Source organism: Helicobacter sp. MIT 01-3238 (genome assembly GCF_003364135.1).
In the GTDB taxonomy this organism is placed as follows: domain Bacteria; phylum Campylobacterota; class Campylobacteria; order Campylobacterales; family Helicobacteraceae; genus Helicobacter_B.
The window spans coordinates 1-17,404 of the sequence record NZ_NXLN01000023.1 but is presented as its reverse complement, the minus strand read 5'-3'; the positions used below and the strand labels follow the sequence as shown (position 1 = coordinate 17,404).

Here is a 17,404-nt window from a genome sequence, read left to right as displayed (position 1 = left end):
CGAAATCCGCGCTTCACTCAAAGAATCTCTAGGATTCTAAAAAAGGAAAAACAATGAAAAACACAACAAATGATAGAATCATCATATTTGATACGACATTGCGAGATGGGGAGCAAAGCCCCGGGGCTTCGATGAATATTGAGGAAAAAATCCAAATCGCATTGCAGCTAGAAAAACTAGGCGTAGATGTCATCGAAGCGGGGTTTGCAGCTTCTAGTCCGGGAGATTTTGAAGCCATACACCAAATCGCTTCAAGGCTTACTACTACGAGCGTTTGCTCACTTGCTCGCGCGGTAGATAGCGACATAGAAGCAGCGGCAAAGGCGATAACCCCAGCCAAACTAAAAAGAATCCACACCTTTATCGCCACAAGCCCAATCCATATGCAATACAAACTAAAACTCCCACCAAATGAAGTCATCAAACGCGCTATCAATGCCGTAGGACTTGCAAAGTCTTTATGCGAAGATGTGGAGTTTAGCTGTGAGGACGCACTTAGAAGTGATATAGGGTTTTTAAAAGAAATCTTGCCAGCTGTGATTGAAGCAGGGGCTAGCACGATAAATCTCCCAGATACTGTTGGCTATCGCTTGCCAAATGAAATCGCTTCATTTATGAGTGAAATCCACAGCTTCCTTTATGAGAGATTTGGCGAGAAAGCATTGCTATCTACGCATTGTCATAATGACTTGGGGCTAGCAGTGGCAAACTCTATCGCTGCGATACAAAGTGGTGTGCGACAGGTAGAGTGCACTATAAATGGTTTGGGTGAGAGAGCAGGCAATACCGCACTAGAAGAAATCGTAATGATACTAAAGACACGAAAAGATTTGTTTGGGATAGGTTCTGCTCTTGATAAAAAGCCTAGCAAAAATTCACTTGATACGCGCATAAATACCAAAGAGATTTATACCACAAGTAAGCTAGTAGCCGACATAACAGGTATCCGCCCACAGCCAAACAAAGCTATCGTAGGCAAAAACGCATTTGCACACGAGAGCGGAATCCACCAAGATGGCGTGCTAAAAAACCCAGAGACTTATGAGATTATGCGTCCTAGCGATATTGGCATACCAGATTCTAGTGGATTGATTTTGGGCAAGCACTCGGGTAGGGCGGCATTTAAAGACAAAATAAAAGAACTAGGGTTTGCGCTAAATGATGAGGAAATCCAAGTCGCTTTTGGTAAATTTAAGCAACTTTGCGATAGCAAAAAAGAAGTCTTTGATGAGGATATTAGCGCGATTTTGCGTGAGCAATCAAGCCATATTCCTCAAGTATTTAGCCTAAATTTACTTCAAGTAAGCGCGTGTAGCAGCGGTAAATTTTGCGCTGCTGTGAGTATCAGCAAGCTAGAATCAGATTCTAAAAAGCAGATAAAAGAGGTAGAATACAGCGATTCCGCACTTGGAAATGGCGCGGTAGATTGCGTGCTAAAAAGTATTGATAGGATTAGTGATATTAGCGGGCATTTGCTTGACTACAAGGTAGAATCCGTAAGCAAAGGCAAAGACGCCCTAGCCAAAGTCGTAGTCAAGGTCGCTTTTGAGGACGCCAAAAAAGCAATGATAGGACACGGCATAGACATTGACACGATGAGCGCAACTGCAAAAGCATATATCTCTGCGCTAAATAGCTATCTTTCTATGAAAAACTTTTTGGGAAAAAACTTTTTGGCAAAATAAAAATTTGTGAAAAAAGATTTTGGCAGAGATACATATATGGATTTTTCATCACAAGAAAATTTAGCAGGGACTTTAGCTAGTGGTGCACAAGAAGTAAGCACGGAGGGGGTTTGTAGTGCGAAGTTTTATATTGAGGGTATGAGCTGTGCGGCGTGTAGCGCAAGCATAGAGCGTGCGCTATCTCGCAAAGATTTTATAAAATCCGCTCAAATAAACCTAATCACAAAATCTGCCATTGTCAAATACGATAGCACAAAAGCTAGGCTAGATGATATTTTTGCCCTTATCTCAAAGCTAGGATTTTCGCCCTTTATGGCAGATTCTACCCCAAAGCAAAAACTAGATTTTACAAAATCTAGTGCGACTATTCTAGGCACAAATCCCACTGCGATACACACACAAACCACAGCAAAACCTATAAACCAAATCTTAAAAAAACTTCGCTTTTTTATCACTTTTTTTAATTCCCTTGACAAAAGGCTTTTGCCACCAAAATTGCGGATTTTGTGTAGTGTGCTTGCCACACTTCTTGTGCTATATTTATCAATGTTTCCTATGTTTAGCTCTAGCGTGCTTATTGCGCCATTTGATGATTTTGGTATAAATATCGCCACACAGATTATTTGCACGCTCATTGTCGCACATATGGGGAGGGATTTTTATTTCAAAGGCTTTGCTACGCTTTTTGCCTGCACACCTACTATGGATTCTCTAATCGCTATTAGCACCACAAGCGCGTTTGCATATAGCTTGTGGCTTTTGATTTTTCATACACACGGTGGAGAGATACCACATTTATATTTTGAGAGCATTTGTGTGATTATCACATTTGTGCTTTGTGGCAAATCCTTAGAATCAAGTGCGAAATCCCAAGCAAACGAAGTGATAAACGCGCTTTTATCGCGCAATGTCAAAAACGCCATAAAGCTAGATTCCCTCACGCATAAAGTAGAGTCAAATATCCCCATAGATTCTATCAAAGAGGGCGATTTGCTAAAGGTTTTGCCTTATAGCTTTGTCCCTGTCGATGGCGTGGTGGCTAGCGGGGATTGCGCCATAGATGAGTCAATGCTAAGCGGGGAGGTTTTGCCCGTGCCAAAAAGTATAGATTCCCCACTTTTTGCAGGCTCGCTAAACACCACACAAGCATTTATAATGCGTGCGACTTCTAGCGCAAAAAATAGCAGCCTAAGCGCGATGATAGCACTCATAGAGGAGGCTATCACTTCTAAGCCACACATTTCACGCATAGCTGATAAAGTCGCAAGTGTATTTGTCCCCGCTGTGATTGTTATCGCGCTTATTGCAGGCGGTATTTGGAGTGTGGCAAAAGATTTTAGCTTTGGCTTTGAGATTTTTATCAGTACTCTAGTGATTTCTTGCCCTTGTGCTTTGGGGCTAGCCACACCGCTAGCAGTGATGATAGGCAATGCCCTAGCAAACAAAAATGGCGTATTTTTCAAAAACGCGCAAAGTTTTGAAATCGCTTCAAAGGTCAGCGATGTCGTATTTGACAAAACAGGCACGCTTACAGATTCTGCCCTAGAAGTGCGTGAAGTGCTGTCTTTGGGTGAGCTATCAAAAGATGAGATTTTGGCTATGAGTGCGAGCATAGAGAGAGGTAGTGAGCATATCATCGCAAAAGCCCTCATAAAAGCCGCTACACAAGGCGTGACTAATAAGAGCTATGATTTTAGCGATTTTGTCGCTTATGCAGGGCTAGGCATAAAAGCCACAATGCAAGAAGCAGGCAATAAAAAGGGGCAAGTTTTTGCGCTAGGAAGTGAAAAGTTTTTCAAAAAATTAGATTCTAGCATATCTCTAAAATCGTTTGAAAAAGACGCGATTTGTGTGTATCTAGGAGTGCAAAACCAAGACAACACATACAAAATCTTAGGTGTGATTTATCTGCAAGATAGCATAAAAAGCGAGGCTTTTTTGCTAATAGAATCGCTAAAAAAGCACAATATCACGCCACATATCTTAAGTGGGGATATTACTAGCAATGTTAGTCGCGTAGCACAAGAGTTGCAAATAGATGATTTTATCGCGCAAGCTAGCCCAAAAGACAAGCTAGAATTTATCAAAAATCTAAGTCAAAAATCCACACAAAAATTTGCACAAAAAGATTCCACAAACACCCAAAATCTTATAATGATGATAGGCGATGGCGTAAATGATGTGGGTGCACTGCAAGCAAGCGATATTTCGTTAAGTTTCAAAGAAGCAAGTGAGGTAAGCGAAAAAAGCGCGGATATTATCATTTATAGCCACGATTTAGGCAAAATCTACTATGCGATTAGCTTAAGCAAAGCAGTGCTAGCAAATATCAAGCAAAATCTATTTTGGGCGTTTTGTTATAACGCGCTTTGTATCCCACTAGCGTGCGGTGCGCTATATGGATTTGGTGTGCTTCTAAATCCTATGATTGCAGCATTTGCAATGAGTGCTAGTAGCCTTAGCGTGGTTTTAAACGCGCAAAGATTGTGGCGATTTGGATAAATCAAATAGGATTTAGATAAAATACCCCACCAAAAAATATAAAACGCGATAAAAACCAAAACAAAAAGGAGCAACTATGCAAAATCTCACTCTAAAAGTCAGCGGTATCCATTGTGAAAACTGCGCAAGCAAAGTAAAAGCTATTCTAAAGGGCATAAAAGGCGTAGAGCACATAGAAGTGGAAGTGATAAAAATGCAGGGAAATGGGATTGTCAAAATCGAGTTTGACACGCCAGCTAGTATTGAAGCGATAAAAGAGGAAATCCTAGATTGTGGCTATGAAGTGCTAGAATAAAATCCCAAAAAAGCAAAATCCATAGCCCAAAATCTAGCATTCAAAATTTTCGCTTCCAAAATCTTGCACTCCAAAATCTCGCATTAAAATCATAGTGCTACAATTTCATCTACAAGTTTTATCCACAAGTCCGAAGTCTGCAAATTTGCATAAAATCTACAAAAGATATAACAAAAGGCAAAAAATGCAAAACGCTACACAAACCACAAATCCCCCCAAAGTAACGCTAAAAAGTTTTTATAAACGATTTTATCCTTACATAAAAGACTATTATTTGTTTTTTTTCTTAGTCGTTATTTCTAGCTCCATAACAGCAGCTGGGACGGCTGGCTCTGCCTATCTTATCAAACCCGCCCTTGATGACATATTTCTAAACAAAGATGCAAAAATGCTAACTATCGTGCCGTTTTTGGTGGTTGTGGCGTATTTTGCCAAAGGGATTGGCTCTTATGCCCAAAATTTCTTTATAAACTACATAGGCTCTGACATTGTGCGGAGAATCCGCGAAGATGTGCTAGAGCATACCTTGCGACTTGATTTGCAGTTTTTCAACAAAATGCGGACAGGCGAGCTACTCGCACGACTAACGAGTGATATAGAAATGGTGCGTGCAGCAGTGGCAAACTACTGCACAGATTTTGTCCGCGAGGCTTTTACTATTGTGGGGCTTATCGTGGTTGTGATTTACCAAAGTCCTATGCTTGCGTTTTATTCATTTGTGGTGTTACCTTTTTCTGTCGTGCCTGTGATTATCCTTATGCGCCACGTCAAGCGTCTAACTCGCAAAGGTGTGCACAAAGGTGCAGATATTGCCTCAAAACTTACCGAGATTTTCTCTAGTGCTGAAATCATCAAAGCAAACAATGGCGAGCAACTAGAATTAGAGCATTACAAAAAAGAAAACAAAATCCTTTTTAAGCTAGGCATTAAAGGCGTGCTAATCGGTGGAATCAACACACCTTTAATGGAGTTTTTGGGTGCAATCGCCATAGGCTTGGTTATCTTTGTAGGTGGAAATGAAGTCATACAGGAGCGAATGACGGTTGGCGAGTTTGGTGCTTTTACTGCGGCATTATTTATGCTTTGGACACCTATAAAAAGGCTAGTTGGGATTTTTATGAGCTTTCAAAGCGCACTTGTAGCAGGGGAGAGAATCGCTTATATTATGGATTTGCGACCAACCATAATCGATGGGAATCGCACGCTAAATAAACCCATAGAATCTATACAGGTAGAAAACGCCAAACTTAGCTATGATGAAGTCGCAGCCCTAAATGGCGTAAGTTTGCAAGTGGCTAGAAATGAGATAATCGCGCTTGTTGGCAAATCTGGCTCTGGCAAAAGCTCGCTTGTAAATATGATTTTGCGACTTTATGAGCCAAGTAGTGGGAGGATTTTGATAAATGGTGTGGATACAAAAGAATTTACCCAAAAATCCGTGCGTGATAATATCAGTATCGTTACGCAAAGAATCTTTATTTTTAATGACACGATTGCGGCAAATGTCGCTTATGGAAGCACGATAGATGATGAGCGCGTGATAGACGCGCTAAAAAAAGCTCAAATGTGGGATTTTATCCAAAGTATTGAGGGCGGGATAGAAGCAAGGCTTGATGAGTTTGGCACAAACCTAAGTGGCGGGCAAAGACAGCGCATAGCCATTGCAAGGGCGATTTATAAAAATAGCGATGTGCTTATATTTGATGAAGCCACTTCCGCTCTAGACATAAAGACAGAGGAGGAAATACGCAAAACCATAGAATCCATAAAGCAAGATAAAATCATTATCCTAATCGCTCATCGCCCTAGCACGATTTCGCTTGCAAGCAGAATCTACCACCTAGAAAATGGACTCATCACGCATATCAACACACCTGAAGAGTTTTTCCGTGATGAAGCCCTAAGCCAAGAATTGCAAAAAGAGCAATAGCAAAAAACAATGAAATACAACATAAACCTTGATACTTTTTTGATTTCGGATTCTCATTTCGGGCATAAAGCCGTGATGAAAAAAGAGCCCTCTCGCAAAGAAGCACTCAAAAGAAGTCCTTTTAAGGTGTTTGAGGATTTGACCGTATATGAGTGGAACACAGTGGTAAATCGTGGCGATAAAGTGCTGCATTTGGGGGATTTGTATTTTGATGATGGGTATAAATACTTGCCAAAGCTAAGCGGGGACAAAATCCTGCTTGTTGGCAACAACGACATTGGTAAATTTTGGCGAGTGCAGGAAATGGAGGAATGGCAAGTCTGCAAAAAGCTAAAGCTACAAATCCCGCACAAAAACAAAATCTTGCGTAGGCTAGTAGAAAAATTTGGCAAAGAGCAAGTCAAAAATATCTATGCAAACGCTATCGTGCTAGATATAGGTAAAGAGCGGATAATGTTTAGCCATTTTCCCGTGATGAATCGCAAGAGTAATGATAGATTTTGGGAAGCGCGAGATGTGCTAGATGAGGCGTATCGGCTAAGTGAATGTAGCTTAAACATACACGGACATACGCACTCTAAAAAAACGCATAATAAATTCTGCATAAATGTCAGCTGTGAGGAGACAGAGTTTCGCCCTGTGAGATTATCTCAAGTGCTTAGTATGCACTAACTGTGTCCTTACTTATCGTGGTTTATTCTTTTTCTGCAAAAGCATAGTTTAAAGGGTGCTAGATTTTAAGATTCATAAAATTTAGGTTTTGTGTTATAATCCAAGCAGTTATTAAAAATATTTTACGCAATAGAATTTCACAAGTTCGTTAAAAGTCATTTGAGGATAGAAGTTTTTAGGCATAGGCAATATTGGGAATTATATATCCAAAGAATCATAAGGACAATTTATGCCATCAATTCTAAGTAATAAAAATCAAACAAATGAAACATATATCTACAAGCAGCACAAACTCTATGCGAAGTTGCTAAGCGGAGAATATTATTTGCTCAAAAATAATAGTTTTGTCCTAGCAAATGATGAGATAAATGAGATTTTGGATATTTTGCCAGAGGGTATAGATTTAAAAATAATGCAAAAAAGTTTTAATGTAGAAAACCCTATTGAGCTTTTGCCCTACCTTAGAAATACTATCGGGGATTTTGATTTTTCACATTTAAGCACAAAAACAAATTTTGATAAGCCAATTATGTCAAATCTATCACTAGATTGTGTATTTCCAAAGATACTAGATTGTCAAATCGATATAAATCCAAGCGCATTGTATCCAAGCAGGGATATTGACCCAAAAAATAATGGAATCCAAGTTTTATCACTAAGTGGTGCGCAGCACAAACTTCAAGTAAGCATTACAAATAATGTAATTGCAGAAAATTATGGAGATTTTATCCTAAAGCCTGATAATGAGGAATACTCAAATCTAGCAGTAAATGAACATCTAAATATGAGTTTTATGCGCGAATTTGGGTTTGAAGTGCCTTTTAACGCGCTTGTTTGTGATAGACATTTTGGAGAGTTTCATTATGTGGTTAAGCGATTTGATATAGATGAAAATGGCAATAAAATGCCACAAATAACGCTTAATGCACTAACAAAAAGCAAAAGAAAAGAAATAGGAAATATTGAGGACATAGCAACTTTTCTGCGAGATAGGCTAGATAATACAGAAAAAATAAAATTTATAAGATATATCTATGCAAATGCTTTGCTACACAACAACGACTTGCACAAAAAAAATATCAGTTTTGTATTTAAAGATAACAAACTTAAATTAAGTCCAGCTTATGACATTTTAAATATTTATCCCATAAGAAAGCTAGAAAATACTCAATGCCTCTTGCTAATCAACAACAAGCAAAACAATATAAAAATCGATGATTTTCACTCAATCAGTCAAAATCTAGGAGTTGATTTTACACAAACTAGAGAAAACCTAAATCAAATACTAGATACTTATCTAAACAAATACCCTGAATATATCAAAAAATTAAGCGATATACTAAAGAAGCACCCCACAAGAAATGTAGAAATTGCTATGAGTTTTAAGGATTTTAGAAATAAACTTTTAGATAGTTATGATAAATGTCAAAAAAATAAGGAGATTTAGCAATTTCTGCAAAAAAAGTATTATAATCTTGCCAAAATGTAGGTGTCTAAAAAAAAGGAAAATAAAAATGAAAAAAGTTAAAAAACCAAATCCGATGCTGTTGCTTACGATAAATTGTTCCATAGGCAATAAACGAAATCATCTAAGCATTAAGCGTTTGTGCGATTTATTTTTGCATATCAAAGAAAAGGAAAATTCTCTAACCAGCCTTGAAAAATATGCAATCACAACAATGCAAGAAGAAGCAAAGCCACAAGAAATAGAATTATTTAAGCAAGAATATCCACATATACCGAAAGAAAATATTGATTATGCCTTATCAATTAAACCTTACGCAAAGTAATGTGGATTTTATAAAAACATATTGCGCAGAGCAAATATACGCGCTAGAGCAGTTTTTGCCAATCGTTGATGAATCTGTGAATAGAGGAGCTATAAAAGATGGCATAGCTTTTGGTGGCGGAACTGCACTAACAATGTATTATCTAGCGCATAGGAGGAGTTTTGATATTGATTTATTTGTAGATGATAGACAATATCTTTCCTTTTTTAGCCCAAAACTTTGGATTTTAGAAAATTCAAAGTTTAATGATAGTTACACAGAGCTTGCCCACCATATTGGTTTTAGCACAAAAGAAAACATAAAGATAGATATACTTGCTAGCCCTTTTATTGAAAAAGCATTATTAGATGATTCCAAATCTTTTTTCAGCCAAAGTGTCTATATTCATTCCATAGAGGACATTATCGCAAATAAAATCCGCTTTAGAAAACTTGATAATAAAACAAGAGATATTTTTGATATTGTTGCTAGTATCCAAAAATACCCTAATTTGATTGATAATTTACTAGAAAAAGAATCAATCAATAAAAATGACATAAAAGACTTAAAAACAGCTATACAAACGCTAAATTATGAAAAACATCATAATGATATAGAAATGATGCAACCCGTCCAAGAATACAAAGAAATAGCCTTAAATGCCCCCAAAATTCTAATAGATTTATTGACACGCATATACTAAAAACAACCACAATACCTCTCCAAACCCCCAGCAAAAAACCAAATCCCCTCACATAAGGTTTCGTGCGATTCTAACCCCCAAATCCCAACCCCCCAAACTAAAACACAAAATTGTAGCGGAAGAATATGTCATAGTTTGAGCCGACTACCGCTTTTGTGCCTACTTTTGTTGTGTTGCCATTGCCGTTTCCTCCACCATTAGTAGGACTTGATAGCATTTTTTGCTCATCTAGTGTAGCTCTCACAGGGCGAAACCTAACACCCAGCTCGACATCGTGGTGCTTGGCTAGATTTGCCCTCACACCGAAGTTTATAGCGACATTGAAGCTAGTTTTTGGGTTGCTAAACTTCTTGCCTTTGTAGTTTGTAGGAAGCTGTTTGGGTGCAGTAGTTACGCCACCACTTCCAGCTGCATCTCCTGCTGCTTCTAGCATATTTTCTAGCAGTTTATTGCTCCAGCCATAGCTCTGCGCTCCTAGCCCCACACCAGCAAAAAACCCAAAGAAATTGTTGTTTTTCTCTACGATATTTAGTAGCCCATCGATATTTAAATTATAGTTCATACCCCAGATTTTGTTTTGGTGTGCATAAGAGTAGTTGAAGTCCGCATAATATCGCAAGCCAAATCCACCTGTGATAGCGTGCTTGTATCCCACTAGGATTCCATAGATTCCTGTGGCTCTATCTAGTGAAGCTGATGAAGTGTAAGTGTTTTGCACTCCACCTGTGGGAGTGGCGAGATAGCTTACAGCTCCATTGTAGCTCAGAGATGCTACACCGATGCTTAGCCCCACAAACACGCCACTTTTTTCTTTATTCATAGGCTCGATTTCAAAGGGGCGAGTTTGCTCCTCTTGGGCTAATTGCTCTTGGGTGTTTTCTCCTGTGCCTAGCGTGTCTGCGCTTTCTTGTGTGTGTGTGTGTGGCACTCCGCAGCCCTCCCCACAAGGCGTGCTAGTGGATTGCACAGGCTCTTTTTGGTTAGGCATTTGTGCTTGGCTTGCCTCATTTGTCGCTTCGCTTGCTGCTTCTTGCGCGGATTGATTTGTCGCTTCTTGTGTCGCCTCTTTGGTTGCTTCTTGGGCTTTGGTATCAGCAGGTGCTTGTGCTTCACTTTGCGCTTCAGGCTGTGCGTTTGCGATACTTAGGGCAAAAGCACTTGCCAAAAGCACTTTACCCAAAGGTTTTAGCTTTGTGTGTTTAGGATTATTGTTTGGGGTGTGGTTGCAGTCTTTTTGTGTAGTAAGCCTTTCATCTCCTTTTTGCTTCTTTTGTGTTTGTGTTAGCTTGAGTGTTTTTCTTGTTTTTCACGCTTTTCATACCCAATCTTTATCAACGCTTTGTGGATATTTTGTGCTTTTTTGCAAAAAATCGTGTGATTATAACACAACTAAAACAAAAAAAAAAAAAAATGGAAAAATATTTTGGGATTTTTTGTGTTTTGCATTGTTTTATTGTGTTGTATTGTGTATTTTTATGGTGTGCAATGCCAACTTTGCCATAATGCTAATTTTGCCATAATCCCAAACTTTTGTCATATTTAGCATTAGCGAAATACCTCATATACAAGCCATAGCTTTACTTAAAAACAATGCTAATTTGGGCATAACTAAATATTTAAAAAACTGCTATAACATAGCACATAGACTTCAAATCCCACCGCGAAATCTCCAAACTACTCTAACTCCAAAAGTGTGAAACATAAAACTTAAGGATAAAAAATGCAACAAACACTTTTTACAGCTACATCGCAATCCCAAATCGGTATCCCACAAATAGGCATTCCAAAAGAAAGCCAAAAAAACGAAGCACGAGTAAGTGCCTCTCCTGCAAGTGTGAGTGCGCTACAAAAGCTAGGATTTACCGTAGTGGTGGCAAAAGGTGCTGGGGCAAAAGCTGGCTTTAGCGATGAGGAGTATCAAAACAATGGCGCGACAATCGTCACCCAAAATCAAGCCCTATCTAGCGACATAGTCCTAGTAGTAAATGCCCCAAGCGATGAAGAAATCAAACAGCTAAAAAAAGGCGCGATTCTAATCGGGCTACTTGGCATAGCGCACGATAAGCCACTTTTAGAATCCCTAAACGCGCAAGGCATAAACGCGCTTAGTATGGACTGCGTCCCTAGAATCTCACGCGCTCAAAGTATGGACGCGCTTAGCTCTATGGCAAATATCGCAGGCTATCGCGCTATAATCGAATCTAGCTTTGCTTTTGGGAGGTTTTTTGGTGGGCAAATCACTGCTGCTGGCAAAATCCCACCCGCAAAAGTCCTAGTCATCGGTGCAGGGGTAGCTGGACTAGCCTCAATCGGCACGGCAAATAGCTTGGGTGCGGTTGTGAGGGCGTTTGATACGCGCCCTGAAGTCAAAGAGCAGGTGCAATCTATGGGTGCGGAATTTTTGGAGATAAACATAGAAGAGGAAGCGGGCGGGGGTGATGGCTACGCAAAGGTAATGAGTGATGCTTATATAAAAGCTGAAATGGAGCTTTTTGCCACCCAGGCAAAAGAAGTAGACATTATCATCACTACCGCTCTTATCCCGGGCAAGCCCGCTCCCAAACTCATCACCAAGCAAATGGTAGAATCTATGAGGCAGGGCAGTGTGATTGTGGATTTGGCTGCCCAAAACGGTGGCAACTGCGAGCTAACAAAAGCAAATGAACTAATAGTTAGCAAAAATGGCGTAAAAATCATTGGCTATACGGATTTGCCCTCACGCTTGCCTACGCAAAGCTCACAGCTATATGCGACAAATGTGCTAAATCTACTAAAGCTAATGTGTGAAAAAAGCCAAGCTATCCAAGAAAGCAAAGAAAGTAAAGAAGGCAAAGAGGGCAAGCTAGAGATTGATTTTGATGATGAGATTTTGCGCGGTGCGTGTGTGTGCAAAGACGGGCAAATCACTTTCCCACCACCACCTATAAAAGTCTCTGCTACAAAAAATCCCGCAGATAATTTGGCAAAATCTGGCAAAAAAGACTCTGCAAAAGAGGATTTGGCACAAAAGGATAGCACGCAAAGTAGCACAGATTCTAGCAAATCTTGCCCTCTAAGAAAGATTTGGCACAAATATTATAGCTACGCACCGCTTGGATTTGGGATTGTAGCGATTTTGGCGTTTTTTGGGATTTGTGCAAATGCGCCGAGCGAGTTTTTGTCGCATTTTATGGTGTTTGCACTTGCTTGTGTGGTGGGCTACTATGTCGTGTGGAATGTAAATCACGCGCTTCACACCCCGCTAATGAGCGTTACAAACGCCATTTCTGGTATCATCGTTGTGGGGGCATTGCTACAAATGGGCGAGGGAAGCCTAATTAGCGCACTTGCTTTTGTGGGTGTGTTTATCGCTAGTATCAATATTTTTGGTGGATTTTTTGTTACACAGCGAATGCTAAAAATGTTTCGCCTTGATAGAGATGATAGGCAAGATAGCAAGACTACCAAGTCTAGCAATGCTAAATCTAGCAGTGCCAAAGCTAGCAATGTGAAGTAAGGAGGCAAAATGTTTGATACTTTTTTTGACAATGCAAACCTAACAAACGGTGCTTATATCATTGCTTCGATTTTGTTTATCCTCTCTCTTGCTGGACTATCTCAACACAAAAGCGCGAAAAGAGGCAATCTTTTTGGTATAGCAGGTATGGCTTTAGCCCTCTTAGCGACAATACTTAGTGGCGATATAGGCAATCTCGCTCTAATCATCGCAGCTATGCTACTAGGCGGTGGCATAGGAGTGATTTTAGCCCAAAAGGTAGAAATGACACAAATGCCCGAATTAGTAGCGATTTTGCATAGCTTTGTGGGGCTTTGTGCTGTGCTGGTAGGGCTAAATAGCTTTATAGGCGATTTGCAAGATTCTAGCAGATTGGTTGAGCAACTAGAATCTAGTGGGCTTGATTCTGGACTAGAATTTGGGCTAGGGCTTATGTTGCCATTTTTTGGTGCGGATTCTGCTGGGCTTGATGAGATTGGCAATCCTGCAAGTGCCAATCCAATCCACCTAGTCGAAGTATTTTTGGGTGTGTTTATCGGGGCGGTTACTTTCACAGGTTCGCTTGTAGCGTTTGGCAAACTTCGTGGAATCCTATCGGGCGCACCGCTAAACTTGCCTTTTAAACATTATTGGAATCTAGCCGCGCTTATTTTGTCATTTGTCGCGCTTATCGTGTTTGTAGCTAGCGATGATATGCTCCCACAAATCATCGCTATAAGTGCTATGCTATTTATCGCGCTTGTCTTTGGCTGGCATTTAGTCGCTTCTATCGGTGGGGCGGATATGCCTGTGGCTGTGTCTATGCTAAACTCATATTCGGGCTGGGCTGCGGCTGCGGCGGGGTTTATGCTAGGAAATGATTTGCTTATCGTTACAGGTGCGCTTGTGGGTAGCTCTGGGGCGATTCTCTCATACATTATGTGCAAGGCGATGAATCGCTCATTTATCAGCGTGATTGCAGGGGGGTTTGGCACAGATGGGGGAAGTGCTAGCACAGATGAGGGGGGAGAATACACACAAATAAGCCCCGAGCAAGTAGCCACACTGCTAGAAAACGCAAAATCTGTCATCATAACCCCGGGCTATGGACTAGCAGTCGCACAAGCCCAATACCCTGTCTATGACTTGACAAAAAAGCTCCAAGATAGAGGAGTGGAAGTGAGGTTTGGCATACACCCTGTGGCAGGGCGACTCCCGGGGCATATGAATGTATTGCTAGCAGAAGCAAAAGTGCCTTATGACATCGTTCTAGAAATGGAGGAAATAAACGCAGATTTCCCAAGCACTGATGTCGTGCTAGTCATCGGCGCAAACGACACAGTAAACCCAAGCGCACTAGATGACCCAAATAGTCCCATAGCAGGTATGCCTGTGCTTGAGGTGTGGAAAGCAAAGAATGTGATAATGTTTAAACGCTCAATGAATACGGGCTATGCGGGCGTGCAAAATCCGCTATTTTTCAAAGAAAATACCAAAATGCTTTTTGGCGATGCCAAAAAGAGTGTGGAGGCGATTTTGGGCGCATTGCAATAATAAATCTGCAAAAGAGATTCTAACTCAAATAAAGATTCTAGGCAAGTATAGATTTTTGTAAGTATTTGCCAATCTTAGAAATCAAACTAGCAAAATCAAACTGCCAAAACTAAAGCATAAGGACAAAACAATGACAGCACGACAAAGAATCTCAAAAATCACAAAATCCCTAAAGCCTCTAAAATCCCACGACAAAAATGCTATCAAAATCTTAAACAGCGTTTTTTTAGCATTTGGAATGTGTCTATCTACCTCGCAAGCTAGCAATCTAAAGTGTCAGCTAAAAGCCACTCAATATCCACAAAGCTACAAAATCTCCCAAAAAGAACAACAAGCCCTAAGCCTAATCACCCAATCCATACAACAGCCAAATAGCACAGAAATCATCAAAAAACTTGCTACGCTAGATTCTACTCTTGGCAAACTCTATATTTTGCAACTTCATTCCTTGCTAAACCAAATCAAATCCATACAAGCCACAGATGATAGCGAGATAAAGTGTCAGGCTTGCGCTGACTTTGCTAAAAGTGCGTTGTCTTTTGCTTTTGCAAGCGATGCAGAAAAAAATCAAAATCACATAAAAGAGATTTTATGGCTAGATTCTAGCGCAAGGGTGGGCGAAGAGCTACTTTGCGTAGGGCTAGTAGCTAAGGACACAAAGGCGTTGGTAGAGTCTTATGCACACTTTGCACTTGCGGGGGTAAATACTCGCGCGATAAATGCGCTGCTAAGCGCGGTAAAAATGGGCGATAAAGACGCAGCTAGGATTTTGGAGTTTTTGCTTGATAATGGTGTGTATTTGGCGCAAAACACCCAAGCTAGCCAAACGCTAAAAAAAGCGATAAGTAGTGGGAATCTAAATAGCATTTTTACAAATTCTAGCAAGGATTTTGTAGTGCGTGAGTTTAACGCATATAGTAATGTGCTAGAAAATCTTTTTTATCAATCTTTGCTTAGCAGGGGGGCTATCATAGATGAGCTAGATACTCGCTATGCCAACTTAAGCGCAGCGTCAAAAGCTGATAGTGCTAGCGTTTTAGCCAAAGAGCTAGATAGGGCAAAATCCCTAAAGCAAGCCGCGATAGCAAAAATGTCTACTAACGAAAAAAATGAGTTTAATGAGGCACTAAAGTTTAAGCAGCATTTGCACAATGTCGATGAAACGCCTTATACTAGCACTTATTTAATCAAGCAGAATAAAAAATAAACAAATAGAATCTAAAATATAGTGGATTTTATAAGAACTTTGTAGCTAGGCAAAGCTAGAAAATGAGCTAGTATCGTAGGCTAATGCTTTTTTGAGATTTTGCTATTTATGGGGCTTTTTCCATAGATTCCAAAGAAATTTGATAATTATGCTAAAAGCTATGCCCTCTATCATCGCTGCTATCAAAAACGCATAATACATATCCTTGCTTATAGCATTCCAATCATCTGCGATTTTGGCAGTAACGACAAGAAAAGTCAAAGGCATAGCGTGGCTTAGCGCAAAAAGTGTGGTGCTTTTGGCACTTTTAAAATACCGAAAAAACGCCATATTTGCCGCTACAAGCCTCAAAATAAGCATAGCAACCGCAATATATACGCCCTCTAAAACATAGCTAGGATTTTGCAAAATCAGCTTCAAATCTAGCGTGCTTCCCACATATACAAAAAATAGCGGGACAAAAAACCCAAACCCGATTTCATTTAGTTTGCCAACCAACTCGTGCTTGTAAGAAAAAAATATCGCCACAATCGTCCCTGCCAAAAATGCCCCTAGCACAGCTTCCAAGTCAAGAAACAGCACCAATGCCACAAACACAATAAAAAGCATAACCACAAATCTAATATCGCGATTGCTCAAATCATCATAAGGCATAAGAAAGAGTTTGAAGTTTGGAAACCACCAAAACAGCATTTTAAACACCCAAAAAATCCCAACTATTCCAAGCATAAACACCAAAAGCACAGCTAGATTTTCATACAAACGCAACGAATTGCCATAGTGATAAAATCCGCTAATAAGGGTTAGGATAGCAATACTTATTACTTCGCCTATCACGCCTACGGCTAGGGATATTTCTAGCCAAAGTTTGTCTTTGCCATAGTCTTTTATCAGCGTCATTATCATACCAAGACTCATCACAGGAAGTGCAGCTATAAAGACATTTGGTAGCTCCAATACAAGCACGATAATCGCTGTGAGTGCGTATAGCACGACAAAATACACCACCACGCTTTTTAGAAATCTTTTGCCAAGTCTGCTAAATCCGCGCAAATCCACCTCCATCCCGCACAAAAACATCAAAAACAAAAATCCAACCTTTGCCATAAGATCAAAGGCTTCGCTATGGCTAAACACGCCAAAATAAACACCAAAACAGCCCAAAAACATTTCTACTACGACTATGGGGATACGCGTGAGATTGGCAAGTGTGGGGGCTATGACTATGCAAATAGCGATGATAGAAAAAGCGATAAAAATATCTAGCAGAATGTTTTCCATTTTTGGCTTTGATTCCTTGTGAGGTTTTGTAGGCTGGGTAGTTGGTGGTTTTAAGACTTTTAAGAGTTTTTGCTCCTAGCCTTTGCTAAATCGGTAGTTTTTTGCTTTGATTTTAGCTTGATTTTGACTTGGGATTGGCAAACGGCTATAAAAATAACGATAAAAGTAAAATCAAAAAACGCACAAAATCAAAAATACAAAAGAGTGATTGCATTTGCTTGGAATTTAATTTGATTGCATTTTTTATGTTTTAGGCAAAAAATCAAAATTTTATGAACTTTGTTTGTTTATTTTTCTTGTTAATTTTGGCTAAATCTTATAAATCTCACTC

General features: G+C 39.8%; 13 protein-coding genes. 11 read left to right on the top strand and 2 right to left on the bottom strand.

The window, feature by feature from the left end; genetic code table 11:
- Positions 1-53 precede the first annotated feature (53 nt).
- The 8 genes from CQA40_RS08245 to CQA40_RS08210 all read left to right on the top strand — a co-directional run bounded on the left by CQA40_RS08245 (position 54) and on the right by CQA40_RS08210 (position 9,556).
- Positions 54-1,685: a 2-isopropylmalate synthase gene (locus CQA40_RS08245; RefSeq protein ID WP_115520396.1), complete on the top strand. Its 1,632-nt coding sequence runs from the start codon at positions 54-56 to the stop codon at positions 1,683-1,685.
- A gap of 6 nt (positions 1,686-1,691) precedes the next feature.
- Entirely contained in the window at positions 1,692-4,187 is a 2,496-nt protein-coding gene (locus CQA40_RS08240) for a cation-translocating P-type ATPase (protein WP_115520395.1), read from the top strand.
- A 76-nt stretch (positions 4,188-4,263) separates the two neighbouring features.
- Entirely contained in the window at positions 4,264-4,482 is a 219-nt protein-coding gene (locus tag CQA40_RS08235; protein ID WP_115520394.1) for a heavy-metal-associated domain-containing protein, read from the top strand.
- A gap of 184 nt (positions 4,483-4,666) precedes the next feature.
- On the top strand, positions 4,667-6,412 hold the full coding sequence (locus CQA40_RS08230; protein WP_115520393.1) for an ABC transporter ATP-binding protein: 1,746 nt from the start codon (positions 4,667-4,669) through the stop codon (positions 6,410-6,412).
- A 9-nt stretch (positions 6,413-6,421) separates the two neighbouring features.
- Complete coding sequence (locus CQA40_RS08225; protein WP_115520392.1) at positions 6,422-7,084, top strand: metallophosphoesterase; 663 nt, start codon at positions 6,422-6,424, stop codon at positions 7,082-7,084.
- Between the two features lie 229 nt (positions 7,085-7,313).
- Complete coding sequence (locus tag CQA40_RS08220) at positions 7,314-8,531, top strand: HipA domain-containing protein (protein ID WP_115520391.1); 1,218 nt, start codon at positions 7,314-7,316, stop codon at positions 8,529-8,531.
- Between the two features lie 67 nt (positions 8,532-8,598).
- Entirely contained in the window at positions 8,599-8,874 is a 276-nt protein-coding gene (locus CQA40_RS08215) for a hypothetical protein (protein ID WP_181882894.1), read from the top strand.
- Positions 8,843-9,556, top strand: coding sequence for a nucleotidyl transferase AbiEii/AbiGii toxin family protein (locus CQA40_RS08210; RefSeq protein ID WP_115520390.1), 714 nt, complete (start codon positions 8,843-8,845; stop codon positions 9,554-9,556). Before CQA40_RS08215 ends, CQA40_RS08210 begins: the two co-directional genes overlap by 32 nt.
- A 97-nt stretch (positions 9,557-9,653) precedes the next feature.
- On the opposite strand, the gene CQA40_RS08205 is transcribed toward CQA40_RS08210, so the two are convergent.
- Positions 9,654-10,727: an outer membrane beta-barrel protein gene (locus CQA40_RS08205; RefSeq protein WP_258864513.1), complete on the bottom strand. Its 1,074-nt coding sequence runs from the start codon at positions 10,725-10,727 to the stop codon at positions 9,654-9,656.
- Positions 10,728-11,276: 549 nt separating this feature from the next.
- On the opposite strand from CQA40_RS08205, the gene CQA40_RS08195 reads away from it, so the two are divergent.
- The 3 genes from CQA40_RS08195 to CQA40_RS08185 all read left to right on the top strand — a co-directional run bounded on the left by CQA40_RS08195 (position 11,277) and on the right by CQA40_RS08185 (position 15,792).
- Positions 11,277-13,052, top strand: a complete 1,776-nt coding sequence (locus CQA40_RS08195; protein WP_115520387.1) for a Re/Si-specific NAD(P)(+) transhydrogenase subunit alpha — start codon at positions 11,277-11,279, stop codon at positions 13,050-13,052.
- A gap of 9 nt (positions 13,053-13,061) precedes the next feature.
- The gene (gene pntB / locus CQA40_RS08190; RefSeq protein ID WP_115520386.1) at positions 13,062-14,585 is read left to right on the top strand and encodes a Re/Si-specific NAD(P)(+) transhydrogenase subunit beta; all 1,524 of its coding nucleotides are present in this window, start codon (positions 13,062-13,064) and stop codon (positions 14,583-14,585) included.
- A 130-nt stretch (positions 14,586-14,715) separates the two neighbouring features.
- Entirely contained in the window at positions 14,716-15,792 is a 1,077-nt protein-coding gene (locus CQA40_RS08185; protein WP_115520385.1) for a hypothetical protein, read from the top strand.
- Positions 15,793-15,894: 102 nt separating this feature from the next.
- Here CQA40_RS08185 and CQA40_RS08180 read toward each other — a convergent pair whose 3' ends face one another.
- Entirely contained in the window at positions 15,895-17,073 is a 1,179-nt protein-coding gene (locus CQA40_RS08180) for a cation:proton antiporter (RefSeq protein WP_115520384.1), read from the bottom strand.
- Positions 17,074-17,404 lie beyond the last annotated feature (331 nt).